Annotated in this window: 24 protein-coding genes and 1 pseudogene; 15 read left to right on the top strand and 10 right to left on the bottom strand. The window is 27.7% G+C overall.

Features of this window, described 5'->3' with window-relative positions:
- Positions 1 to 5: 5 nt before the first annotated feature.
- From H5J23_RS10985 to fdhF, 7 genes are all read right to left on the bottom strand, one after another.
- Positions 6 to 653, bottom strand: coding sequence for a ferredoxin-like protein (locus H5J23_RS10985; RefSeq protein ID WP_023050499.1), 648 nt, complete (start codon positions 651 to 653; stop codon positions 6 to 8).
- Entirely contained in the window at positions 653 to 1,258 is a 606-nt protein-coding gene (locus tag H5J23_RS10980) for an ATP-binding cassette domain-containing protein (protein ID WP_023050500.1), read from the bottom strand. The genes H5J23_RS10985 and H5J23_RS10980 overlap by 1 nt, the downstream gene beginning before the upstream one ends.
- A complete protein-coding gene (locus H5J23_RS10975) occupies positions 1,259 to 1,888 on the bottom strand; it encodes an ABC transporter permease (RefSeq protein WP_023050501.1) in 630 nt (209 codons plus the stop codon).
- Position 1,889: 1 nt separating this feature from the next.
- Positions 1,890 to 2,675 carry a substrate-binding domain-containing protein gene (locus H5J23_RS10970; RefSeq protein ID WP_185892256.1) on the bottom strand — a complete coding sequence of 262 codons (786 nt, stop codon included), beginning with the start codon at positions 2,673 to 2,675 and terminating at the stop codon, positions 1,890 to 1,892.
- A 141-nt stretch (positions 2,676 to 2,816) separates the two neighbouring features.
- Positions 2,817 to 3,401 carry a molybdenum cofactor guanylyltransferase gene (locus tag H5J23_RS10965; protein WP_185892254.1) on the bottom strand — a complete coding sequence of 195 codons (585 nt, stop codon included), beginning with the start codon at positions 3,399 to 3,401 and terminating at the stop codon, positions 2,817 to 2,819.
- Positions 3,398 to 5,119 (bottom strand): 2Fe-2S iron-sulfur cluster binding domain-containing protein, encoded by a 1,722-nt coding sequence (locus H5J23_RS10960; protein WP_221892828.1) that lies wholly within the window; start codon positions 5,117 to 5,119, stop codon positions 3,398 to 3,400. The genes H5J23_RS10965 and H5J23_RS10960 overlap by 4 nt, the downstream gene beginning before the upstream one ends.
- Positions 5,120 to 5,129: 10 nt before the next feature.
- Complete coding sequence (gene fdhF, locus H5J23_RS10955; protein ID WP_185892252.1) at positions 5,130 to 7,790, bottom strand: formate dehydrogenase subunit alpha; 2,661 nt, start codon at positions 7,788 to 7,790, stop codon at positions 5,130 to 5,132.
- Positions 7,791 to 8,048: 258 nt separating this feature from the next.
- Here fdhF and H5J23_RS10950 point away from each other — a divergent pair, with 258 nt between their 5' ends.
- From H5J23_RS10950 to H5J23_RS10915, 8 genes and pseudogenes are all read left to right on the top strand, one after another.
- A complete protein-coding gene (locus H5J23_RS10950) occupies positions 8,049 to 9,293 on the top strand; it encodes an AraC family transcriptional regulator (protein WP_040407761.1) in 1,245 nt (414 codons plus the stop codon).
- A gap of 77 nt (positions 9,294 to 9,370) precedes the next feature.
- Entirely contained in the window at positions 9,371 to 10,288 is a 918-nt protein-coding gene (gene glsA / locus H5J23_RS10945; protein ID WP_040407759.1) for a glutaminase A, read from the top strand.
- Positions 10,289 to 10,299: 11 nt separating this feature from the next.
- Positions 10,300 to 11,262 (top strand): aromatic acid exporter family protein, encoded by a 963-nt coding sequence (locus H5J23_RS10940; protein ID WP_023051471.1) that lies wholly within the window; start codon positions 10,300 to 10,302, stop codon positions 11,260 to 11,262.
- A 28-nt stretch (positions 11,263 to 11,290) separates the two neighbouring features.
- Positions 11,291 to 12,271: a GTP 3',8-cyclase MoaA gene (moaA, locus tag H5J23_RS10935; protein ID WP_185892250.1), complete on the top strand. Its 981-nt coding sequence runs from the start codon at positions 11,291 to 11,293 to the stop codon at positions 12,269 to 12,271.
- Between the two features lies 1 nt (position 12,272).
- Positions 12,273 to 12,677: pseudogene (locus H5J23_RS14340) on the top strand (MOSC domain-containing protein); the annotation flags it as partial.
- A 30-nt stretch (positions 12,678 to 12,707) separates the two neighbouring features.
- Positions 12,708 to 13,313, top strand: a complete 606-nt coding sequence (locus tag H5J23_RS14335; protein WP_040407763.1) for a copper homeostasis protein CutC — start codon at positions 12,708 to 12,710, stop codon at positions 13,311 to 13,313.
- Positions 13,314 to 13,449: 136 nt separating this feature from the next.
- Positions 13,450 to 15,147, top strand: coding sequence for a flavocytochrome c (locus tag H5J23_RS10920; protein ID WP_255494410.1), 1,698 nt, complete (start codon positions 13,450 to 13,452; stop codon positions 15,145 to 15,147).
- Between the two features lie 233 nt (positions 15,148 to 15,380).
- On the top strand, positions 15,381 to 16,991 hold the full coding sequence (locus tag H5J23_RS10915) for an AbgT family transporter (protein WP_023051467.1): 1,611 nt from the start codon (positions 15,381 to 15,383) through the stop codon (positions 16,989 to 16,991).
- A 38-nt stretch (positions 16,992 to 17,029) separates the two neighbouring features.
- Here the strand turns inward: H5J23_RS10915 and H5J23_RS10910 are convergent, their stop codons facing one another.
- Both H5J23_RS10910 and H5J23_RS10905 read right to left on the bottom strand, forming a co-directional pair.
- Positions 17,030 to 17,752: an MBL fold metallo-hydrolase gene (locus tag H5J23_RS10910; protein WP_023051466.1), complete on the bottom strand. Its 723-nt coding sequence runs from the start codon at positions 17,750 to 17,752 to the stop codon at positions 17,030 to 17,032.
- A gap of 97 nt (positions 17,753 to 17,849) precedes the next feature.
- Complete coding sequence (locus H5J23_RS10905) at positions 17,850 to 18,062, bottom strand: hypothetical protein (protein WP_023051465.1); 213 nt, start codon at positions 18,060 to 18,062, stop codon at positions 17,850 to 17,852.
- 156 nt (positions 18,063 to 18,218) lie between these two features.
- Between H5J23_RS10905 and H5J23_RS10900 the strand changes: the two genes are divergently transcribed.
- Complete coding sequence (locus H5J23_RS10900; protein WP_185892249.1) at positions 18,219 to 18,929, top strand: hypothetical protein; 711 nt, start codon at positions 18,219 to 18,221, stop codon at positions 18,927 to 18,929.
- A gap of 72 nt (positions 18,930 to 19,001) precedes the next feature.
- Positions 19,002 to 19,595 carry an HAD-IA family hydrolase gene (locus H5J23_RS10895; protein ID WP_185892247.1) on the top strand — a complete coding sequence of 198 codons (594 nt, stop codon included), beginning with the start codon at positions 19,002 to 19,004 and terminating at the stop codon, positions 19,593 to 19,595.
- A gap of 46 nt (positions 19,596 to 19,641) precedes the next feature.
- On the opposite strand, the gene H5J23_RS10890 is transcribed toward H5J23_RS10895, so the two are convergent.
- Positions 19,642 to 20,679, bottom strand: coding sequence for an AbrB family transcriptional regulator (locus H5J23_RS10890; protein ID WP_185892245.1), 1,038 nt, complete (start codon positions 20,677 to 20,679; stop codon positions 19,642 to 19,644).
- Between the two features lie 161 nt (positions 20,680 to 20,840).
- Between H5J23_RS10890 and H5J23_RS10885 the strand changes: the two genes are divergently transcribed.
- The 5 genes from H5J23_RS10885 to H5J23_RS10865 all read left to right on the top strand — a co-directional run bounded on the left by H5J23_RS10885 (position 20,841) and on the right by H5J23_RS10865 (position 25,773).
- Complete coding sequence (locus H5J23_RS10885) at positions 20,841 to 22,646, top strand: aldehyde ferredoxin oxidoreductase family protein (protein WP_185892244.1); 1,806 nt, start codon at positions 20,841 to 20,843, stop codon at positions 22,644 to 22,646.
- Entirely contained in the window at positions 22,640 to 22,861 is a 222-nt protein-coding gene (locus H5J23_RS10880; protein ID WP_185892242.1) for a MoaD/ThiS family protein, read from the top strand. The genes H5J23_RS10885 and H5J23_RS10880 overlap by 7 nt, the downstream gene beginning before the upstream one ends.
- Positions 22,861 to 23,556, top strand: a complete 696-nt coding sequence (locus tag H5J23_RS10875; protein WP_023051071.1) for a ThiF family adenylyltransferase — start codon at positions 22,861 to 22,863, stop codon at positions 23,554 to 23,556. The genes H5J23_RS10880 and H5J23_RS10875 overlap by 1 nt, the downstream gene beginning before the upstream one ends.
- Positions 23,557 to 23,605: 49 nt before the next feature.
- Positions 23,606 to 24,358: a hypothetical protein gene (locus tag H5J23_RS10870; RefSeq protein ID WP_023051070.1), complete on the top strand. Its 753-nt coding sequence runs from the start codon at positions 23,606 to 23,608 to the stop codon at positions 24,356 to 24,358.
- 83 nt (positions 24,359 to 24,441) lie between these two features.
- Positions 24,442 to 25,773, top strand: a complete 1,332-nt coding sequence (locus H5J23_RS10865; protein WP_185892240.1) for an MATE family efflux transporter — start codon at positions 24,442 to 24,444, stop codon at positions 25,771 to 25,773.
- Positions 25,774 to 25,812: the final 39 nt, after the last annotated feature.

The raw sequence follows: 25,812 nt of genomic DNA, 5'->3' as shown, positions 1-25,812 counted from the left end.
CTCAATTATCTCTTACTAAAAAAATGTGCTTTGCTGATATCTTCCCACTTAATAACTTTTAAAGCATCTGTAGGGCATCCTCTAACGCATGACCCACAAGTTGTACATTTTGTCGCATATCCATTTTCTGTATCTATTGTAGGTAAATTCCATGGACATGCTTCTGTACAAACTCCACATCCTACACATTTATCTTTTAAAACTACTCTTGCACCTGTTCTTGCATCAGCTACTATAGCTCCATTAGGACAAGCATTAGCACAAAACGGTTCTCTACATTGCTTACATGTTACTGGAGACATCTTTAAATTCCCCATTTGCCCATCTTCATACTGATAATTTATTTTAGGGCCTGTTGTTCCAAAGTTATAATTTTCCCCAACTTTAATTCGAGATAAAAATGGTTGAACTTTTCCATCATTTTGTAATGTACATGTTATTTCACAACGCTGACACCCTGTACATTTCGATCTATCCACTACTAATAACCCTTCTGGTAAAGCTGTTGCCGCCATTGCTTCTTCACCAAAACCAAACATTGACAAGATTGAAGAGGTTACTGCAAATCCAGCCACTCCTTTTCCAGTTAATTTTAAAAATTCTCTTCTTGTAGTTTCTTTATCAAAAACCTTATTAATTAAACCTTTAGACATTACGTCCCCCTTTGTATTATTTTTCCTTCATCTACTTCATAAATATAATTACTTATTCTTACTGCTTGTTCGTAATCATGTGTTACTATAATTATTAAACACCCCATATCCCTTAATTCACTCAATATTCTTTCTACTACATATGTGCTTTTTTTATCCATACTTGCGGTAGGTTCATCTAAAAGTAATATTTTTTTATTATAAAGAATTGTTCTAATAAATTGAATTTTTGCTTTTTCTCCACCAGACAAATTATCTACTGATGATTCTTTCAATTTTTCTATTTGAAACTCTTTTAAAAAAATAGTTACTTTATCTAATTCTACTTTCAAATTTCTCAATTTAAATGGTTCAGTTAAGTTATAAATAACATTTCCTTTAAAAAATAGTGGTTCTTGTGTAGATAAAATTACATTATCTCTATCATATCTTAAATTTCCTTCATCATAAGATAAAATACCACCTAATATTTTTAAAAGAGTACTCTTTCCAGCACCATTTCTTCCCAATATTGAATAAATTTTTCCTTTAGAAAAATTTAAATTTGTTATCTCTAGAATTAGTCTATCTTCATAATATTTTTTTAAATTTTTTATCTCTATCAATTATTTCACCCATTTTATTAAGAAATTTAATAGAAAAGAAATACTAAATAAAATTAACGCTATTACTAAAGAAGTATTATAGTTTCCCATAGATGTTGATAAGGCTATATATGTTGTCATTACCCTAGTATGACCTTTAATATTTCCTCCAACTAACATAACCGATCCTACTTCAGAAATTCCTCTGGCAAAAGCTACTAAAAATATTCCTAAAAACCTAGTTTTTAACTCTCTAAAAAAAACTCTATTTAATTTATTCGACGGTATATGTAAAATTTTACAAGTTGTTAAAATTCTACTACCATCATCTTCTAAAAGTTCTGAACATAATGTTATAACAAGTGGCAATAGCAATAAAAATTGTGCTATTATTATTGCTGTTGGTGTAAACAGCAGATTTAAAGGTCCCAAAATTCCTCTCCTTGAAAGCATTAGAAGTACTACTAATCCAAATATTATTGTTGGGACTCCTGTTAAAGCTCTAAAAAACTCCAATATTTTTTTAAAAATTTTATCTTTTCTAAAAAATAACCCAAGGCTTATAAAAAATCCAACTATTGAACTTAAAATGCTTGCAACTCCTGTCACAAATAAAGATAGTAAAACAATCTCTATTATCTCTTTATCCACATTAATTACCTACAAAAAATAATGGTGTACCAAATTCACTTTTCCCATAATTTTTCATTATTTCTTCTGCTTCTTTTGACTGCATAAACTCTATAAATATTTTAATATCATCTTTTTTTGACTCTTGAACATTTGATAGTTCTAAAATTGAATATATATTTTTTAAAGGTTCTTTTTCATCTAAAGGCACTTCTTGTAATTTAAAATTTTCTTTTACTTTTAAAAATGTTCCACTATCAGATAATGTAAATCCTTGTAATTCAGAAGTTAAATTTAGAGTTTTAGCCATTCCTAATCCAGCTTCTTTATAATTTTTAAAATTCTTATCAACTTGTGCTTCTCTCCACATAGCTAATTCTTTAGAGTGTGTACCTGATTTATCACCTCTTGATATAAAGATTAAATTTTCTGTTGCTATCTTGCTTAATAATTTATTTAAGTTTTTAGGATAGTTTGTTAAATCTTTCTCATTATCAGTCACAACTACAAAATAATTATACATTAACGGGTATCTTTTTACTCCGTATCCATCTTCTATAAACTTTTTTTCTCTTCCCGGATCATGAGTAAATAAAATATCTACATCTCCCCTTTTTCCAAGTTCTAAGGCTTCTCCTGTCCCTTTAGCAATCCATTTTAATTCAATTCCTTTTTCATTTTTTAATGTTTTTGAAATCTCAGTTAAAAACCCTGTATCATCTAGCGATGTCGTGGTCCCCATTAAAATTTCTCCTGCATAAATATTTGCACATATTAATAAACTTGTTAAAAATACGGACTTTTTCATTATAATCCCTCCTCATAAAATATGAATAATTATACTATCATACTAGTTTTTTTACAACTTTTTTTATTCTTTTTGTTTTATTTTAATTTTTTTTATACTAAAATAGAATGAAATTAAAATAGGATAAATTTAAAATTTATCCTACATTTTTTTTATTATTTCTAAATCTTCAAAAGTATTAATATTAAAAAAACCTTTAGATATCTCTTCTGAGTTTTTTAATTTATTAATATTTATCCAATTTACATTTAATTTCTGAAAAATTTTAGCTATTTTAAATTCTCTTTTTTTAATAGAGTCACTTATTTCTTTTAAACTATTCTTTTTATATAATGCACAAAGAGGCTCTTTATAAAAATTATGTACAGGTACCGAAATATCGTAATCTCCTTTTATTTTCCCTAAATACTCAATAAACTCTTTTTTTATAAATGGAGTATCACAAGACAATACTAAACACTCGTCATTTAAAGCATTCTTTAATCCTGTAAAAATTCCACCTATTGGACCAATATCTTTCACATCATCTTTTATTACTTTAACATTATACTTTAAATATTTTTCTGGAGAATTGGATATTATTATAACTTCTGAAAAATTTCCAAGTTTTTCTATTATAATTTCAAAAAATGGTTTTCCTTTAAATTCTAAAAAACTTTTATCAATATAATTTAATCTACTTCCCTTTCCTCCAGCTAATAAAATTACACTTTTTTTATATTTCATACTTTTGTTTTATTCGAATATGTAGTATGTAGAATATGATGACTTTTGTGTCCACAAGGTTCTTTTAAATAGTTTTTATAAAGGTTAATTACCTCTATATTTTCATGAGATTTTCTTAAAGTCGAATTAGAATCAAATAAATACATCCCTTTCATTCTACTTTTTCTAACTTCTAAACTATCTGGAATAGGTGCTCCTCCTCCACTTATACATCCACCATAACAAGCCATTACTTCTATAAAATCAAAATAAATTTTATTTTTTTCAATAGCATCTAAAACTTTTTTAGCTGATCCAATACCATTTATTACAGCTACTTTAATTTTTCTTTCTCCTAAAATTATCTCTGCTGATTTTACATTTTCAAATCCTCTTAAAGTTTTAAACTCTATTTGCTTTAGTTGACCATCAGTTAAAATATGACTTACTGTTCTTAATGCTGCTTCCATAACTCCACCAGAAGATCCAAAAATTCTTCCTGCACTGGATCCTAATCCCATAAACGAATCATACGTTAAATCATCAGGTAATGAATTAAAATCTATATTATTCATTTTTATTAACTTAGCAAACTCTCTTGTTGTTATAACTAAATCAACATCTCTAATCCCATTCTCTTGCATTTCTATTCTTTCACTTTCACCTTTTTTAGCAGTACATGGCATAATTGAAACAACATATATATCTTCTTTAGGGATCTTTAATGTATTTGAATAATAAGATTTTGCTAGTGCACCAAACATTTGTTGAGGAGATTTACAACTTGATAAATTTTTAATAAAGTTTGGATATGATTTTTCTACGTAATTTACCCAACCTGGACAACAAGAAGTGAACATTGGTAATTCTCTATCACCCTTCATTAATCTTTCAATCAACTCAGTTCCTTCTTCCATTATTGTTACATCTGCTGAAAAATCTGTACTAAAAACTTTATCAAATCCTAATTTTTTCAAAGCTCCAACCATTTTTGAAGTCACATCTACTCCTGGTGTAATAAAAAACTCTTCTCCTATTGTATGCTTTATAGCTGGCGCCATTTGAACAACAATATGCTTTTGTGAATTTTTTAAAAGTCTATTTAGCTCTGTCACACTATTTTTTTCTGTTAAAGCACCAACTGGACATATCTTTATACATTGACCACAAGAAACACATTTACTCTCTCCTAATAACTTTCCATCTTTTATAACAATCTCTTTAACTCCATCAGCTTTAATAACTTCATAAATTCCTAATCCTTGAACTTCTTTACAGATAGCAACACACCTTTCACACAAAATACACTTATTCATATTTCTAGTTATACCTGATGAGCTATTATCTATTTCATATTTTCTTATATCTACTAAATTTCTATTAACTATATTATATTCAAAAGATATGTTTTGTAATTCACAATCTCCTTTTGATTTTTCGCAAGTTAAACAATCATTAGGATGATTTTCCATAATATTTTTTAATATTTTTTCTCTTTTTTCAATTATTTTTGGAGTTTTAGTTTTTATAATCATATTCTCTTGAGGATATGTTTCACAAGATTTCAAAAGCTCTCCGTTACATTCAATAACACAAATTCCACAAACTTTTTGTGACCCCAAATCTTCATGATGACAAAGAGTGGGTATATTTATACCCAGCTCTTTGCATTTTTCTAAAAGTGTTTGTGTAGATTCTATATCTGTTAAAACTCCATCAATTTCTATTTGAAAATTCATAATTCCTCCACTAAATTAACTTCTCTATTCTTACTGCTGTTACTTTTAATTCTGGAATTCCACATTTTTCATCTATACGATCTGCTCCAGTTAATACGTTACAAGCTCCCTCTGCAAAATGGAAAGGCATAAAGAATAGCTCTTCTAATATTCCTTCATTAGGAGTTACTCTCGTTAAAATTTCTCCTCTTCTAGATATAACTTTTATAATTTCATTATTTGTTATATTTAATTTTCTCATTGTTTGTGGATGTATCTCAATATATGAATCTGGAGATTTTTCATTTAATCCATCTACTTTTCCAGTCATAGTTCTCGTATGATAGTGATATAAATTTCTACCATTTGTTAATAAATATGGATATTGACTACATTGATTTTCTCCTAATAACTCTTGTACCGAAGGAACAAACAATCCCTTTCCTCTCATCGGACTATCTATATGCAATATTGATGTACCTTTTTTATTTTCTCCTATAGGCCAAGCTATTCCCAACTTATCAATTATTTTATAATCTAATCCTTCATACTGAGGAGTTACTCTTGCTATTTCTTTTGTTATCTCTTCCGCTGATTTATAAACTTTCTCATAACCTAAAATATTCATTATATTATTTATAATTTTCCAATCAGGTTCTACACCATCTCTATCTACAACTTTTCTAACTCTTTGAATTCTTCTTTCAGTATTAGTAAATGTTCCATCTTTTTCAGCAAAAGACAATGCTGGTAAAACAACATCTGCTAACTGAGCTGTTTCAGTCATAAATATATCTTGAACAATTAAAAAATCTAAAGACTCTAAAGCATGCTTTATATGATTGATATCTGGATCTGAAACCATTGGATTTTCTCCCATTATATAAAGACATTTTAATTCATGATGTGAAGCTCTATGCATCATCTCTGGAATTGTATATCCTATTTTATCACTTAACTCTACATCCCACTCTTTTTCAAATTTATCTTTAATTTTTGGATTATAGACTTTTTGATATCCTGGATATGAATCTGGAAGTCCTCCCATGTCACAAGAACCTTGAACATTATTCTGTCCTCTTAAAGGATTAATTCCACCAAATTTAACCCCTATATTTCCACATAATAAGGCTAAATTAGATAAACTCATCACTCCATTAGTTCCAGCTTTATGTTGTGTTATTCCCATAGCATAAAAAATTGATGCTACGTTACTTGAATAAATTCTTGCAGCTTTTTCTATTAGCTCTTTTGATACCCCACATACGTTACTTACATATTCTGGTGTATATTTTTCTACTAATTTTACTAATTCTTCAAAATTTTCTGTATTTCTCTTTACGTATTCTTTATTATATAAATTCTCTTTTATTATTACATGAATCATCCCATTAATAAGTGCGATATTTGTTCCTAAATTTAATTGTAAAAATACATCTGCATCATTAGCTAAATCGATCATTCTTGGATCGGCAACAATCACTTTTGCGCCATTTAATTTAGCTGTTTTTATTTTAGCTCCTATAACAGGGTGATTTTCTCTAGGATTTGACCCTATTATAAAGATAACTTTTGAGTCTACAACTTCTTCTATACTATTAGTCATAGCTCCACTTCCCAACGTAGTTGCTAACCCGGCAACTGTTGAACTGTGTCAAAGACGAGCGCAATGGTCAACATTATTTGTTCCAATTACCGCCCTAAAAAGTTTTTGAAAAATATAGTTATCCTCATTTGTACATCTTGCTGAAGTTAACCCACCAAAAGAATCTGAACCATACGTTTCTTTTATCTCTATCATATTTTTTTGAATAAGATTATATGCTTCTTCCCAAGAAGCTTTTTCCAACTTACCATCTCTTCTTATATAAGGTGTATTTATTCTATCTGGATGATTTACAAATTTATAACCAAATTTACCTTTTACACATAACAATCCATCATTTGGAGGTATGTTTGCTGGTTTTGCCTCAACTATCTTGTTATTTTTTACTAAAAAATCAATTTGACATCCTACACCGCAATATGAGCAAGTGGTTCTAACACTACTTGTTTCCCATAACCTAAATTGCTCCTTTTCCTTTGGCAATAATGCTCCTACTGGACACACACTTACGCAATTTCCACAAGACATGCACTTAGTGTTATTAACCTTATCTTCTTTTATAGGACTAACATATTTTCTTCCATTCTCTTCTTTTAACTCTAGTATATTACTTCCTTGAAGATTTTTACAAATTTCTACACATTTTCCACATGCTATACATTTATTAGGATTTATTGTATAAAATGGATTAGAACTATCTATGGGCAACATTTCTTTAAATTCATTTTTACTTTGGTGAATCTCATATTCATAACAATAATCTTGTAACTTACACTCACCTGATTTTTTACATCCTAAACAATCTAACGCATGATTTTTAATTATATTTTCTAATATCTCTTTTCGTTTTTTAAGTACCAATTTACTATGAGTCTGTATTATAGAGTTATCTTTTAATATTATTTCGCAAGCTTTCTCTAGCTTACCATCTACCTCTACAACACAAATTCCACACTCTTGATCATTATTTTTAATTCTCTCATCATGACATAACGTTGGAATTACTATACCCAGTTCACTTAAAAAGGCTAAAAGAGTTTTGTTTTTTATAAATTCATACTCTTTTTTATTGACCTTTACACTCAATTTTTCCCTCCTTAAAAATATTATTAACCTTATTGAGTATAAAATTTTTTCTTTCTATAAAAAATATCTTTTAGTCACTTTTTTTATAACAAAAAACAACATTATTTTTTTCACAAACTAATATTTTACAATTTTTATACACATTACCCTTAATTTAAAGGATAGAAAAGTACTTTTTTTCACTTTTTTTTAGATAAAAAGATTGTTTTTAAAAAAAATATAATATATTATAATAAATAAAATTTAGGAAGTGAGCTAATGAATCAAAATATTATCTACAAATTAGAAGATTTAATAAAAAATAATAATAAAATCCTTTTTTATGAGTACTTAAAGATTCTTAATCTATACAAATTTTTTATAGAAAGTGTCCAAGAATTTATTTTAGAAGACCAACTAGAAATAATAACTTTTTTCCATGAAAAAGCTTTAAATAAACACTTTGATATATTTGATATTTTAAATAAAACAGAATCTTCAATTTTTATAACAAATAAAACTAAAGAAAAAAATTTTAAGTTAGCTTTAGAGTACTATCGAAATAGATCTATATATTCCTTAGACTCATTTCAAAGTATAGAGGCCATTAAAAAAACTAATAAATATACTTATTCAGTTATTGATTTTTTAGTTAAAAATACATCTTTAATATCTAATGTTTATGATTTTAATAAAGAGATGTTTCAAGAGAAACTAGAATATTTTTCTTCGGATAAAGAATTTTATGAAATATATTCTGATAAATATTGTGATATTATTTTAATTAAAAAAAATTTTTTTCAAGAGTTTAACCCATCATTATTTTCTAGCTTTGGTTTAACTATTAGATTTTGTGAACTCGGACAAATTGGTTTTAAAAAAGATACAATTATTTTAAATGAAAACGAAGCTCTTGTAACTAATGGAATCTCTTTAGGACAATACAAAGTTTTAACAAATGATATTAACTATCTTACAATACACATTAAAGATAAGTTTCTTAAAGACTTTAATATTAAAGAAATTAATTACTCTATGAAAAAATTACCTTGGAAAATTGAAAAAAATTCCTCTTTTTTATTTGAAAACTTAAATACTTTAAAAAATAATCAAATTCTTATTTTAAATTTTCTAACTAAAATAATTTTAGAGCTTTTAGAAGAAAAGAATAGTTTAAATTTTAAAGTGCTTTCTGAAAGTAATATTTTAAAAATAACAAAATTTATTGATAATAATTTGGAGAATCCTAATTTATCAATAAGTCAACTACAAAGTATATTTGGTTTTAATAAAAATATTTTAATTCAACTTTTTAAAAAAAATTACAATATTTGCCCCTCTAAGTACATTATAAATAAAAAGCTCGAGTATGCATCAACTCTTCTTATAGAAACTAAACTATCTGTAACAGAAATTGCATCTAAATTAAATTTTTCAAATTCTAGTAAATTTTCTCTAAATTTTAAAAATAAATTTCTATACACACCATTACAATTTAGAAAAAAATATAAAGAACTCAAGTGAGATTATTATTTATTTTGATATTTTTCTTTTTTTTATATATAATCTAAGTAAGAATTACATAATTATGGAGGATGCTTATGAAAAGTTTTTTAGAAGGTGTTATTAATAGAAATAAATATATGTGTGAATTAGGAAAAGTAGCTGATTATATTCCTGGTTTATCAACCGCTAATAAAAATCATTTAGGTATATGTATAATTGATACATCTGGAGAGATTGTTATAGCTGGTGATGCTGATGTAAAATTTACTCTTCAAAGTATTTCAAAACCTTTAACTTTAATGTTAGCCTTACTTGACCAAGGAGAAAAATATGTTTTTTCTAAAGTAGGTATGGAACCTAGTGGTGATGCTTTTAATTCTATTAGAAAATTAGAAACTGGTAGAATGAGAAAACCATTTAATCCTATGATTAATGCAGGTGCTATTGAAGTATGTTCTATGATCAAAGGAAAAAGTAGTGCTGAAAAGTTTGAAAGAGTCCTTAATTTTATTAAATTAATATCTGGAAATAATAATTTAAAAGTTAACGAAGATATTTATAAAGGTGAAAAAGAAACTGGAAATAAAAACCGTTCTATGGCTTATTTTCTAAAAGGTGAAGGTCTTATATCTGGTGATGTTGAAGATGTTTTAGATGTTTATTTTAAACAATGTTCTATTGAAGTTACTGCTATCGATTTAGCTAAGATTGGATTATTTTTAGCTAGAGGAGGAGTTCTAGAAAATGGAGATAGAGTCGTTAGCGAACATATCGCTACTATTGCTAAAACACTAATGATGACTTGTGGAATGTATGATGGTTCTGGTGAATTTGCAATAAAAGTTGGTATTCCTTCAAAATCTGGTGTAGGTGGTGGAATCTTATCTGTAATTCCTGGAAAAATGGGTATTGGTGTTTTTGGCCCTTCTCTGGATTTAAAAGGAAACTCTATTGGTGGCATTGCTGTTCTTGAAGAGATTGCAGAAAATTTTAAATTTAGTATTTTTAATTAAAAGGAGTTATTATGTTTAAGTATTTTGATCATAAAGTTATAAAAACAGCTTTAGCTTCTTTTTTATCGTATTATCTTGCAGATTATTTTGGAATAAAGTATGGTCTTACTGCGAGTATTATTGCTATTATTTCTATTCAGGCAACTAAAAGTGATAGTATAAAAATTACAATTGAACGTTTCTTCGCAGTTATTCTAGGAATGTCACTTTTTATACTGTTATCATCATTTTTAGGATATCACTATATTACATTAGGAATTTTTATACTTCTTTTTATGCCATTATGTATTAAATTTAGAATTGTTCAAGGATTCTTAGTTACTACTGTTCTAGCAACACATATTCTAAGCGAAAAATCAATTTCTCTTGATTTTTTACTCAATGAATTTTATGTTTTAATTTTAGGACTATCTGTTGGAAATATTTTAAATCTTTATATGCCCACTAACTCCAAAACAATAGATTTAATCAAAATGAAAGTTGATTTAATTTTAAAACAAATTCTTTCAGATATTTCTGAAAGTTTAAAATGTAGTTGTGTCTCTGTTAATGAAGATAAAAACTTCAAATCATTAAAAGCTACAATAGAAGAGGGACGAAAGTTCTCTTTATTAGATTACGATAACACTCTCTTTGATAAATGTAATGAAAATTTAAACTTTTTTTCTATGAGAAGAAGACAGTATAGAATTTTAACTAGGATGAGAACGTGTTTTAAAAGATTATACATTACTCACGAATATAGTCTTATCATTGCTGAATTTATAGCTAAAGTTTCAGAAAATGTTGAAGTTAATAAAAAAACTACTCCGTTAATTGAAGAGCATAAAGAATTAAAAGAACTATTCTCAAATTTTCCTCTGCCCAAAACTAGAGCTGAATTTGAAAATAGAGCTACTTTATTTCAACTTTTACAGGAAATGGAAGAGTTTCTTAATGCTAAAATCGAATTCAAAAAAGATTATGAAAATTAATTTGTAAACTTATTATAAAGGAGTGTCCATGTTAGATAAAAATAAACGACAAATAAACTACTTAAGATTATCTATTACAGATCATTGTAACTTAAGGTGCAAATATTGTCTTCCTGAAAAAGATACAAACTTTTATAACAATTGTGATTTACTAAATAGTAATGAAATAGAAAAAATTGTTAAAGCTTTTTCTTTAATTGGTATAAAAAAAGTTAGAATAACAGGTGGCGAACCTTTAGTTAGAAAGGATTTTAATGAAATTTTAGAAAAAATAAATCATATTAAAGGAATCGAAAAAATTGCTATTACTACAAATGGATTTCAACTTTTAGAAAATTTAGATTTATTCAAGAAAAATGGATTAAATAGAATTAATATAAGTTTAGATAGTTTAAACGCTAAAAAATATAATGAAATTACTCGTGGTGGTAATTTTGATAAAGTTTTTAAAACTATTAAAGAAGCAACTTTAAAAAATTTTGAAAAAATACGTTTAAATGTTGTTATTATGGAAGGTATCAATGATAATGAAATTTTAGACTTTGTCAATTTAACCAAAGATTTAGATATTGGTGTGCGTTTTATTGAAATAATGCCAATTGGAGAAGGTAAAAAATTTACTTCTGTTAAAAATTCAGATATTTTAAATCTTATAAAAAAACATTATTTGTTAGAAAAAAATTCAAACCTCTCTACTGACGGACCAGCTTCTTATTATAAAGTTTCCGGGTTTATGGGAGAGATCGGTTTTATTAGTCCTCTTTCGAATAGATTCTGCGATAGTTGTAATCGAGTTAGAGTAACCTCTAATGGCTTTTTGAAACTATGTTTACATTATAACAAAGGAATTGATTTAATGCCTTATTTAAAAGATGAGACTTCTGTAGAAACTTTAGCAATGATTATTGAAAAAGCTATCTACAATAAAAAGCCAAAAGAACATCACATGGATAATAGTGAAAATATTAATGATATAGAATTAAAGGGCATGAACAAAATAGGAGGATAACATGGGAAAAGTTATAGCAATTTGTATAAGTGAAAATAAGGGGACTGAAAAAGTTGTTGTTGAAAGTGGAGTTTTAATTGAAAACTTTGGATTAGAAAAAGATGCTCATGGAGGAAATTGGCATAGACAAATTAGTTTATTAGAACTTGAAAAAATCGATGATTTCAATAATAAGGGTGGAAATGTTGATTTTGGAGCTTTTGGAGAAAATCTAATAATCCAAGGTATAGACTTAAAAAATCTTGCCGTTGGTAGTATATTACAAATTGGCACAGCTCTTCTTGAAATAACTCAAAAAGGAAAACAATGCCATCACCACTGTAAAATATATCATAGAGTTGGGGATTGTATAATGCCTCGTGAGGGTGTTTTTGCAAAGGTATTAAAAGGAGGAATTATTTTTCCAAACGATGAAATTAAAATAATCAAATCTCCGATAACACTAGAAGCTTGCGTTGGCTCATATTCTGAAGCTATTATTGCTATAAATAAAGGCGCAAATAGAGTTGAACTTTGCGAAAATCTATTTGAAGGTGGAACAACTCCATCTTATGGAACTATTAAAAAAGTTAGAGAACTTGCTATTCCTGCTTTTGTAATGATTAGACCTAGAGGTGGAGACTTCTGCTATTCTCAAGCTGAAATTGAAATTATGAAAGAAGATATTAAGGTTTGTAAAGAGCTTGGTGTACTTGGAGTTGTTTTTGGAGTTTTAACAAAAGATAATAAAATTGATTATCCTCTTTTAAAAGAGCTTGTTGAACTTGCAAAGCCTATGAGCATAACTTTTCACAAGGCTATTGACGAAATCGAAAATCCAGAAAATGAAATATTGACACTAGCAGAAGTTGGAATAGATCGAATTTTAACATCTGGTAAAAAAGCTACTGCTTTTGAAGGAGCTGAACTTTTAAATAAATTTATTAAAATTGCTCAAGATAAAATAAAAATTATCGTGTGTGGTGGAGTTACATCTGATAATTTTCAACAAATCAATAAATTAATTCCAAGCACAGAATATCATGGTAAAAAAATAGTTTAGAATAAAAAAATGACGGAATTTGTACTTTCCGTCATTTTTTATTATATTTATCTTGATTTTTATTCACTTTTATTTTAAACTATTAAAGTTGTATATTAGTATTATTACATACATGAATTAAGGGAGGGTTATATTTATGAAATTTTTTAACAAAAAGTATATGAGTTTTTTTACTTCTTTACTTTTAATGACAACTTTAGCTCAAGGAAAAGAATTTATTTCTTCTGCTAAAGGATACAATGGTGATATTAAAGTAAAAGTTGATATTGTAAATAATGAAATCAAAAATATCAATATTTTAGAAGAAAAAGAAAGTGATTTTACAAAAGATGGTATGAATTCTATCATCGCTGATATTATTGAAACTCAATCTGTTAAAGTAGATAACGTTGCAGGGGCTACTTCTACTAGTGTTGGGCTAAAAAGAGCTGTAGATAGAGCTATTAAAGAATCTAAAGCAAAATTAACTCCAAAAGAAAAAAAAGTTATTGTTTATAACGATGTTACAACAGATGTTGTTATTATTGGTGGAGGTGGAGCAGGACTTTCTGCTGCTATTGCTGCTAAAGATAAGGGTTCAAATGTTATATTAGTTGAAAAAGCAGCTATTCTTGGAGGAAATACAAATTATGCCACTGGTGGACTTAATGCCGCTGAAACTTCTATTCAAAAAAATAAAGGTATTAAAGATTCTGTTGAAATTTTTATAGATGATACTATGAAAGGTGGAAAGAATACTAATAATAAAACTTTAGTTGAAAAAATGGCTAATTCTTCTGCTGAAATTGTAGACTGGCTAATAGAAAAAGGTGCTGATTTAACTGATCTTGGAAGAATGGGAGGACAAAGTGTAGATAGAACACATAGACCTACTGGCGGAGCTCCTGTTGGACCAAATATGATTGCAGCTCTTTCTAAAACTGCAAAAGAATCAGGTGTTGATATTAGATTATCAACTTTTGCTGAATCTATTATTTACGATGGTGAAGCTGTTAAAGGAATTATCGTTAAAGCTCCAAATGGACAAAAATATAATATAAACTCTAAAGCTGTTGTTATTGCCACTGGTGGTTTTGGAGCTAACTCAGATTTAATTGTTGAAAATGTTGCTTCTCTAAAAGGATTTGGAACTACTAATCACAAAGGTGCTACTGGTGACGGAATAATTATGACTAAGCCACTTAATGTTGATTTAGTTGATATGGAACAAATTCAAACACATCCAACAGTTATCCCTACTAATAGTGTTATGATTACTGAAGCTGTTAGAGGTAATGGAGCTATTCTTGTTAATAGAGATGGAAAAAGATTTATTAATGAGTTAGATACTAGAGACGTTGTTTCTAAAGCAGAACTTAATCAAAAAGGTGGAAGTGCATACCTTATGTTTGATGAAAATGTTAAAAAGAGTTTAAAAGCTATAGATAGTTATGATAAAAAAGGATATTTAACTAAAGGAAATACAATTGAAGAACTCGCTAAAAATTTAGATATTCCTTCTAAAGAGTTAGAGAAAACTTTCTCAAAATATAATGAAAGTGTAAAAACTGGTGTTGATTCTGAATTTAATAGACAAAGTTTACCAACTTCATTATCACAAGGTCCTTTTTATAGTGTAGAAGTTGCTCCTGCCGTTCATCATACTATGGGAGGAATCAAAATAAATGAAAACACTGAAGTTTTATCTAATGGAACGCCTATAAAAGGCCTTTATGCTGCTGGTGAAGTTACTGGTGGAATACATGGTTCTAATAGATTAGGTGGAAATGCCGTTGTTGATATAACTGTTTTTGGTAAAATTGCTGGAGAAAATGCAAGTTCTTTTTCCAAATAATTGTTTATTTTAAAAACTATAAGTTTGTAAAACGCATTTAATGATTTATTAAATGCGTTTTTTATTTGTTTTTTTTGATTTTTGTATTGCTTTATAGAACAAATTATGATAAAATCAGTTGAGTCTATACCACATCAATAGACTCGATATATTTCATAAATGGAAATTGTGAAAAAATATTTTCAATTTTTGCACTTATTCCACAAATTCACTTTATTATTAGGGAGGAAAAAATGTCTACAAAATCTGCAACAAAAAAAATGAGCTTTTTTGAGAGATTCTTAAACTTTGTTGAAGTTACAGGAAATAAGTTACCTCATCCAGTTGCCATGTTCTTTGGTTTCTTTGTGATAACTATTATATTTTCTATGATACTTTCTTACACTGGTGTTTCTGTAAACTATAAAGAAATCTCAAGAACTACTGGACAAGTTATTGAAAAAACAACTTATGTTCAAAACCTTTTAACTAGAAGCGGTATTAGAGGAATTTTCGGTTCAACAGTTAAAAACTTTACAGGACATGCGGCACTGGGATCAATTGTTGTTGCTATGCTTGGAGTTGGTTTAGCTGAGGGAACTGGATTACTTAACTCTATAATTAAAAAAATTGTTATTTCAACTCCTAAACAACTAGTTTCAGCTATTGTTGTTTTTGCTGGAGTTATGTCAAATATTGCATCAGATGCTGGGTACGTTGTTTTAATTCCCCTTGGAGCAGTAATCTTCTTATCTTTTGGAAGACATCCACTTGCTGGTATTGCAGCTGCTTTCGCTGGAGTTTCTGGTGGATTCTCTGCTAACCTTTTAATCGGTACTACTGACCCATTACTTGGTGGAATTACAACATCTGCAGCACAAATTGTTTTACCTGGATATTCTGTTACTCCAACTGCAAACTTCTTCTTTATGTTTGCTTCTACTTTCTTTATAACAGCTGTTGGAGCTTGGATAACAGATAAAGTTGTTGAACCTAGATTAGGAGACTATAATGGTCCTAAAGTTGATATTAACTTAAACGACCAAATTAGTCCTGAAGAGAAAAAAGGATTAAGAGCTGCTGGATTAGCGACAATCGGATTTATTATTGTAGTTTTACTTATGGTTATTCCTGAAAATGCTATTTTCAGATTAACTCCTGAAGAAATTACAAAGTTTATAGCTGAAAATAATAGAGAACCTGGAACTATGGAAATTTTAAAACCTTTCTTTAGTGATTCTATTGTTTACATTCTTATGTTAGCATTCTTTATTCCTGGACTTGCTTATGGTGTTGCAGCAAAAACTGTAAAGTCACACAAAGATGTTATTAAGTCAATGACTAAAGCAATGGCTTCTTGTGGACAAGTTTTAGTTATTATCTTTGTTTCTGCTCAATTCGTATACGTTTTCTCTAAATCAAATATAGGAATTGTTATTGCTGTTAAATTAGCTGATGTTTTAAAAGATCTTGGAATATCTGGAATTTGGGCAGCTGTAGGATTAATATTCTTAACTGCATTTGTTAACTTATTTATTGGTGGAGCTTCTTCTAAGTGGTTAATGCTTTCTCCTGTTTTCATACCTATGTTCGTTGAATTAGGATTAACTCCTGAGTATACTCAATTAGCATATAGAATTGGAGATTCAACTACTAATATAATTTCTCCTCTAATGTCATATTTCCCTATCATAGTTGGATTTGCATCTAAATATGAGGAAAAAGAAGGATCTATGGGAATTGGAACTATCATTGCGATGATGCTTCCATATTCATTAGTATTCTTAATTGGATGGTCAATTATGTTTATTGCATGGACTTACTTAGGATTACCTATTGGACCTGGAGTTAGCATGTTTATGTAAAAAAATAAAAGGATGAAGAATTTTTTCTTCATCCTTTTTTATATATCTTTTTCTTCTCCAACTTCAATTAATTCTATATATTTTTTCATTTCTTTTCTAGAACTTTCACCTTTTGAAAAGATAGTTATCACTTCAGTAGGATTCAATGTTCTTATAAAGCTATTTAGCATAACCAAATCCATACTTTTTTCCCCACTGAAATAACTATTTTTTATATGTCCTATATTTGCAATCATAATATCTATAGGATAATATATCAATGTTTTTATTATATTCTCTTGATAAATTGTTTCTCCTGTAACATAAATTCTTTTTATTTTACCAAGTCTATCAACTATAGTTACAAGATACCCATTTGCTTTTCCTAATATTGGATTTGATAAAAAACCTCCTCCTTTATATGTTGGGATAACCTCAACTACTATTTTATAACCTTTTATCTCTAGGTCTATTTTTTTAAACCAATCTACAAAATAGATATTTGCATTTTTTTTATCTCGTAAATATTTTCCACACTCTTTCCTTGAAACAATCTTAGCTTCATCTTCTATAACCTTAACTCCTTCTTCGTCAAAAGAATCAGGATTACACTCTGTAATTAACCAAAGCTTTATATTTTTAAAAGAATCATCCATAGGAGAAACTAATTTAACATCACTATTTTTTTTTAAAATAAATGATGGATTACAACCGATTTTAAATTTTTTGTCAACTTCTAAAAACCAACAAGTTTTACCTAAAAATTTAAATTTAAACTCCATAATACTCTCATCCTCCCAAAATTTACTTATGTATTTTTTCTAAAAATATATAAGTATTCCTTTTAAATAAAAAAAAGATACCCTTAAGATATCTTTTTTATTTTTCTGTTTTTATAACTCCATTTACATACTCTACTTTTATAACTTTATCAGTAAAAGGTACTTCTTGGGTAATAAAACCTGTAAATAACTTATCTTTATAATATAATTTAGTTCCTTTTAATTCTAAATTTTCATCTCCAAATTTAACTTCTTTTTTCATACAACCAACCAGTGATAATATTGCTATAAATAATACTAATTTTTTCATTATCTAACTCCTAACTATTTTTTTAATTTTATTATAACATATTCTTTATTTAAATATTATTGAATTTTATATTTAATTAAAAAGGATTTTATTTTTTTAATAGTATTTTAATATATCATAATTATTTTTAACTAAATAGATTTTAAAGGTGGTGTTATGAGTACTGATTTCGCAATATTAGCATTTTTTAGCTTAATGTTAACCTATCTTTTAATTTGTGAGATATTTACTATTTTATTTAGACTTACTGGACTTACAGAAGAAACTGCACGTTTTCAAGTAATTTCTATGCTAACAACTTGTGGTTTTACAACTGTTGAAAGTGAGCTTATTACATCTTCTAGAAAACGAAGAAAATTGGCTTTTGTAACAATTCTTTTTGGTTATATATTTTCTGTTACAATTGTTTCCATGGTTATAAATTTTTTTATGAGATTAACTGATGGAAATGTTTTTCATTTAATTGTTAAAGTTCTTATAGCAATAATTGCACTCATTATTATCTGGTACTCTCTTTTAAAAGTTAATTTTGTAAAAAATAATTTCGATCGTTTTATAAGTAAAATTGGTATTAAAGCAATGTTTAAAAATCAGCATAATCCGATAATGATTCTTGGAGTTTTTAAAACTGAAGTTATTGCTGAAGTTACAATAACTAATCTTCCTGAGGAATTATCTAACGTTCAATTAAAAAATTCTAATATTCGTTTAAACTACACTCTCCAAATTCTAACTATTATAAAAAATGAGGATGTATCTATTGGTGTAACTGGTGAAAGTATTTTAGAGAATGGCGATAAAGTCATTATCTTTGGAACTTTAAAAAATATAAAAAAACTTTTTGTAAAAGAAAAAGATTTTTTATAAATTGCTATTGATGTTTTCTTATTTATGAGGTATGTTTATAATAACCCTAAATTATTTTTTAAAGGAGGCATTATGAAAAATATAGTATTTGATATTGGTAATGTTCTGCTAGATTTTCATCCACAAGAATTTTTAAAAGGATTAGGATTTGAAAAAAATATTGAAGATAGGTTATACAAATTAATTTTTTTAAGTGACGAATGGAAAGAGTTAGATCGTGGTTCTATCGACTATGAAGTTGCTGAAAAGATTTTTAAGACAAAAGCCCCTGATTTAAAAAAAGAGATATCTATTGTTCTTGATAAGTGGCACGAAATGCTTATTCCTATTGAAGCAAACGTTAATCTCTTAAAATCATTAAAAGATTATGGATATAATATTTATTATCTTTCTAACTTTCAAAAAGATGTTTATGAGAAAATGTATAATAAGCATGATTTTTTAAGAATTGGAAATGGTGGCGTTATTTCATATCAAGTTAATACTTTAAAACCTGATCATTTTATATATGCAATTCTTCTTTCAAAATATAATTTAGATCCTAGTGAAACACTATTTATAGATGATAATTTCGATAATATTGAAGAAGCTAAAAAAATAGGTTTTCATAGTGTATTATTTACAAATTGTGATGAACTTAAAAATTCGATTAAACCACTACTTTAATTTTAAAATATAATAAAAAGAACTCTAATTTTTTAAGAGTTCTTTTTTATTTTATTATTTTTACAATAATTTGAATTAATATAGGATAAAAACTTACAATTGATACCAATCTCATTAACTGGATAATCGCAACTTTTGGAGTATCTGCTCCCATTTCACTTGCAATAATAGAAATATCTGATACTCCTCCTGGTGCTGCTGAAAAAAGAGACGTTGCTATATTAAAGTTACTTGACTTATAAACTATTAAACCAATAATAATATTCATAAATAAAAATCCTACAATAACAATAACAACCAAATGTAATAACTGTCCCATTTCTAAAACATCTTTTAAAGATACTTTAGTTCCTATCAAAGCTCCTCCAAACATCTGAATTAATTGTCTCAAAGGAATTGGCATAACTCCTCTATTCAAAAAAATATTAAATATTCCAACTCCAATCATAGAAAAACTTAAGGCTCCTGCTGGTACTTTTGATAAATACCCTATATACCCTATTACAATTCCAACAATTATTGTTAAAATTATATTCTCTAAACTATTTTTCTTATCAGATTTACTTTTTTCATAAGTTTTTACTACTTCAGCCTCTCCTTTTTTTCTTATTATTTTTTTTAAAAAAATAGGAATAACTCCAATTACAGATATTAATCTAATTAGTTGAAACATCACAACCTTAGCTGAATCAGCATTTAATTCATGAGCAATCAGAGTCATATCCATCATGCCACCAGGAGCAGTTGAAAATAATGCTGTTGCTAAATCTAATGATGAATTCTTATAAAGTACATATCCTAAAATAAAATTCATTAATGCCATACAACTAACTATTAGTATTGCTGGCTTTAATACCTCTCTTAATCCTAAAATGTCCTTCTTTTCTATTCTTGCACCAATAAATGCCCCTGTAGCTATCTGTGTCAACACCTTATACTCTTGTGGCATTATAGCCTTACCTGAAAATAAATTAAAAATCGAAACCAAAACCATAGATCCAATCATAGCTCCTGCTGGTATTTTTAATTTTAAACCAATTTTCCCTCCAACTATAGCTACAATTATAGTTATTAAAAACTCCATCATCCCCTCCAAATAATATCGTTGAATTTATCTTATCATATTTCTTGAAAAAGATATATTTTTTCTTAACTTATTCTATTGATAATAACTTATTTATGAGGTATACTCGCAATAATAGGTTTTTATAGTCATTAATATAATTTATATGGAGGTATATATTTATGAAAACATCATATAATGAAAAATTATTAAGAATCAATTTAACAACCAATGAAATAAAAGTAGAGCCTTTAAATTTAGAAATTGCTAAAAAATTTATTGGTGCAAGAGGATTAGGGAGTAAAATTCTTTTAGACGAAATCGATCCCAGTGTTGATCCTTTATCGAGCGAAAATAAATTAGTTATTATGACTGGACCTGTTACTGGAGCATCTGTTCCAACAGGTGGCAGATATGTTGTTGTTACAAAATCTCCTCTTACTGGTATGATTGCTTGCTCTAACTCCGGTGGTGAATGGGGAGCTAAATTAAAATATTCAGGTTTTGATGGCATTATCATAGAAGGTAAAAGTAGTACTCCTAAATATTTATATATTAATGATGACAAAGTCGAAATTTTAAATGCACATCATGTTTGGGGAAAAACTAGTACCGAAACTGATATTTTTTTAAAAGAGAAATATCCTCAAGCTTCTGTTTTGAATATTGCTCCTGGCGGCGAAAATCTCTCTCTAATGGCTGCTATTATAAATGACACTGATCGAGCTGCTGGTAGATCTGGAGTAGGAGCTGTTATGGGATCTAAAAATTTAAAAGCAATTGTTGTTAATTCCTCAAAAAATTCAATCCCTGTCAATAATCCAGATGCTCTAAGAAAAGAATTAGTTATAGCAATGAAAAAAATAAAAGAAGATGGTGTAACTGGTACTGGTCTACCTACTTATGGAACTGCTGTTCTTGTAAATATTATAAATGAAACTGGAAGTTTTCCTACAAATAATTGGCAAGGATCATATTCTCAAAATGCAGAAAATATAAGTGGAGAAACTCTTACTGAAAAATATTTAAAAAGAACATATAACTGTCACCGATGTCCAATAGGTTGTGGACGAGTTGTAGAACGAGAAGGAAAAGAAATTGGAGGTCCTGAGTATGAAACTTTATGGGCATATGGTGGAAATTGTGGAGTCTACGATATACCTACAATTAATGAAGCTAATTTTTGGTGCAATGAACTTGGATTAGATGCAATATCTGTACCTTGTACTATTGCCGCTGGAATGGAACTATACGAAAAAGGCCTTATCTCTGAAAATGATTGCGAAGGCATTCCTTTAAAGTTTGGAAGTAAAATTGCTGTAGTTGAATGGACAAAAAGAATTGGATTTGGAGAAACTCCTCTCGGTAAATTAATGGCTTTAGGTTCACAGAGATTGTGTGAGTATTATGGTCATCCTGAAATCTCAATGTCTGTTAAAAAACAAGAACTTCCTGCATATGATGCTCGTGGGATACAGGGTATTGGTTTAAATTATGCTACTAGTAACCGTGGGGGATGCCATGTTAGAGGCTATATGATATCTCCTGAAATTTTAGCTCACCCTGAGCTATTAGATCGAACTGTTACAGACAATAAAGCCTCTTGGACTAAAATATTCCAAGATTTAACTGCTGTTATTGATTCTATGGGAATGTGTCTATTCACTTCTTTTGCCCTTAATGCAGAGGATTATACTAACTTCTTAAATGCTGCTACTGGTACTGAACACACTGTAACATCACTTTTAGATACTGGTGAACGAATCTATAACTTAGAAAGAATTTTCAATAAAAGAGCTGGAATGAAACCTGAAGATGACAAACTTCCTAAACGTCTTTTAAAAGAAGCTATTGTAGATGGTCCTTCTAAAGGACTTAAAAGTAAACTTGATATAATGCTTCCTGAATATTACAAAGCTCGTGGATGGGAAAATGCTTTTCCTACAAAAGAAACTTTACAAAAACTAGGATTAGAAGACTTATGTTAGAGATTCGCTTTTTTGCTACTCTTAGAAATAATAGAGGAAATATTGTAAAAATACCATTTTATCAAGATATTACAGGAGTTCAACTTCTTAAAATCTTTAACATTTCACAAGATCAAGTATCTATATTTTTAGTTAATGGCTTTCATCGCTCTTTAGATACAAAACTTTGTGATGACGATATTATTTCAATTTTTCCACCTGTTGGTGGTGGCTAATGGAAAAAAGATATATCAAAAATTTTGACTCATTAAGTGAATTTGAACAAAAAATTATAAAACAAAAAAACATTTTAGTTATTGGCCTTGGTGGTCTTGGTGGATTTGTTTTAGACTCTTTAGCTCGACTAGGAGTAAATAAAATTAAACTCATCGATTTTGATAATTTTGATATTACTAATTTAAATCGCCAACTTTTATCAACAGAAAAAAATATTGGTCTCTCTAAAGTTTTAGAGGGAAAAAAATATATTAACTCAATTAATTCTTTGATTGATGTAGAAATTTTTAATTATAAATTTGAAGAATGTTGCTTTAAAACTATTTTTGAAGACATAGATATCGTTTTCGATTGCTGTGATAATATAATTACTAAGTTCAATATCGAAGAACAATGTCAAATTTTCAACACACCCCTTATTTATGGAGCAGTTGCAGGATATTTTGGACAAGTCAGTTGTATTTTACCTAATTTTACATTATTAAAACAAATTTATCCAAAAAAAAACATTGAAGGAGTGGAAAGTAAAACAGGTAATCTTTGCTTTGTCGTATCAATTGTAGCATCTTTACAAATAAATATTTTTCTTAAATTAATTTTAAAAAAAACAATAAAAACTAATGGTTTTTATTATATAGATATGAATATTTTTGAAATTCAATGGATTTCTTTTGAAATTAAAAAGGAAAAATGAACTATTTTCAATAGATTAATTGTAGATATCAATATATTTGGAGGTTTTTATGAAAAAAGCACTTGTTATTTTTAAAAGTGGAGATGATCTTAATTTAATAATTGAAAGTTGTCTTTCATTAAAAAAAGAATTTGGTTTTGAGATAACTCCTGTTTATGCATTAAATGTAAACCCTTTTATTAACAATTCTGAAGATTCAGCAAATCTTCTTGAAGATTTTTCTGAACTTCAAGATGATTTTTTAGATAAAACAAAAGAAAAGTTAATTGAACATAAGTTAAATGCTCATCTACTTACAATTGTTCAAGTTACTACAGAAAATTTAAAAAACCTTTTAAGATTAAATGATCTTCTTATTTACCAAGAAGGATTATTTTTAGGAGATCTTTTTTTAGAAATTTTAAAAACTATATATAGACCAATTATAGTTTTAAGAGGTAAACCTTTAAGTTTTGAAAATATCGGTATTGTATCTGATGATGGAATAAAAGTTAATAAAAGTGTTTATAATTTCCTTACTTTATTTTCAACTACAGATATTGAAAAACTTGATGTTTTTACATGGAACTATAAGAAAAATGAACATACTTTACTTGAACTTATTCACGATAAAGGAGTACTACCAAATTTAAGAGGTTTCTCTTCACCTTTAGATGATATTGAAGATTTTTATTTCGAACTTAATAAAACATCTCTTTTAATCATGGGAAATCTTAGTCATTCTTTTTTCTTTGAAAAAGTAACTAATCGTATGGGTTTAAACATTTTAGAGCATGTTAATACTCCAATTTTTATAGCTTAAAAGGAATTTAAAAAGAGACTTATCAGTCTCTTTTTTTTATGTTATAATCTACCTCAGCGTAAAAATTTTAAAAGGAGTTAATAATGAAATTTCGTTCAATTGATTTAGAGAATGATTCTATAAGTAGGTTATTTTTTAATTTTTCTTTTCCTGCTGTTATGGGAATGTTAATATCGGCTTTCTATGTTATTGTTGATGGCATTTTTATTGGTAGAGGAATTGGTGGAGATGGTTTAGCTGCTATAAACTTAGCTTATCCCATTATTACACTAACTATAGCTTTAAGTTTGATGTTTGGAACTGGTGGTGCAACAGTTATTTCTATAAAACAAGGAGAAGGAAATTTAAAAGAAGTTAACAGATACTTTTCACATATGATTATTTTAAATGTCATATCATATATTCTTATTTGTTCATTAACTCTTATTTTTCAAGATAAAATAATTTTCTTACTTGGAAGCAGTGAGAAACTTTTCTATTTAACTAAAGCTTATTTAATTCCTGGAGTTATTTTTAGTATATTTTTTATGCTTTCTATATCCTTAAATGCAGTTGTTAGAAACAATAATAGCCCAAATTTTGCTATGGCCTCTATGGGAATAGGTGCGATTGTCAATATTGTACTAGATGCTTTATTCATAATTAAATTTAAGTGGGGAATGTATGGTGCTGCTTATGCTACTGGAATTGCTCAAATGGCATCTGCATTATTTTTACTCTCATATTTCTTTAGGAAAGACTGTAATATAAAATTTATAAAAGAGACTTTAAATTTACAAATTATAAAAAGAATCTGCTCAAATGGCTTTTCATCATTCATTTTAGAGTTTGCTGTCGCTATTATTACAATTTTATTCAACTCTACTTTAATGATTTTAACTGGCGAGATTGGAGTTGCTGCTTTTAGTATAATTGCATATATTTTCTATGTTTTTAGAATGATTTTTAATGGTTTAGCTCAAGGAATTCAACCCATCATTAGTTATAATTTTGGTGCTAAACACCGAGATCGAATTAAAGCAACTTTAATTTTAGGACATAAAATTTCTTTAATTGTCGCTTTATCAATTCTTTTTTTCGTTTATTTTGAAAGAAATTTTATTATAGAATTTTTTAATGGTGATATAGAGTTAATTAAACTTGCTTCTAGAGGTCTTTTAATCTATTCCTCAGCTGTTATTTTTTTAGGAGCGAACTTTATAAATATATCTTATCTTCAATCTATGGAAAAATCTACTTTTGCTAATATTTTATCTTTTGGAAGAAGTTTTGTGTTTATTATTATTGGTATATTTACTTTACCTGATTTTATAGGAATTGACGGTGTTTGGCTTTCTCTACCTTTCGCAGATTTTATGACATTCATAACAGGTGCTGCAGTAACATTGAAAAAGAAAAACAGAAAAATCTTATAATTTTTTTTAGTTAGAAAAAGAAATTAACTTTTATTTAGT

Origin of the sequence: Cetobacterium sp. 2G large (genome assembly GCF_014250655.1) — a bacterium.
GTDB lineage: Bacteria > Fusobacteriota > Fusobacteriia > Fusobacteriales > Fusobacteriaceae > Cetobacterium_A > Cetobacterium_A somerae.
This window is presented reverse-complemented; position numbering and strand designations above follow the sequence as displayed.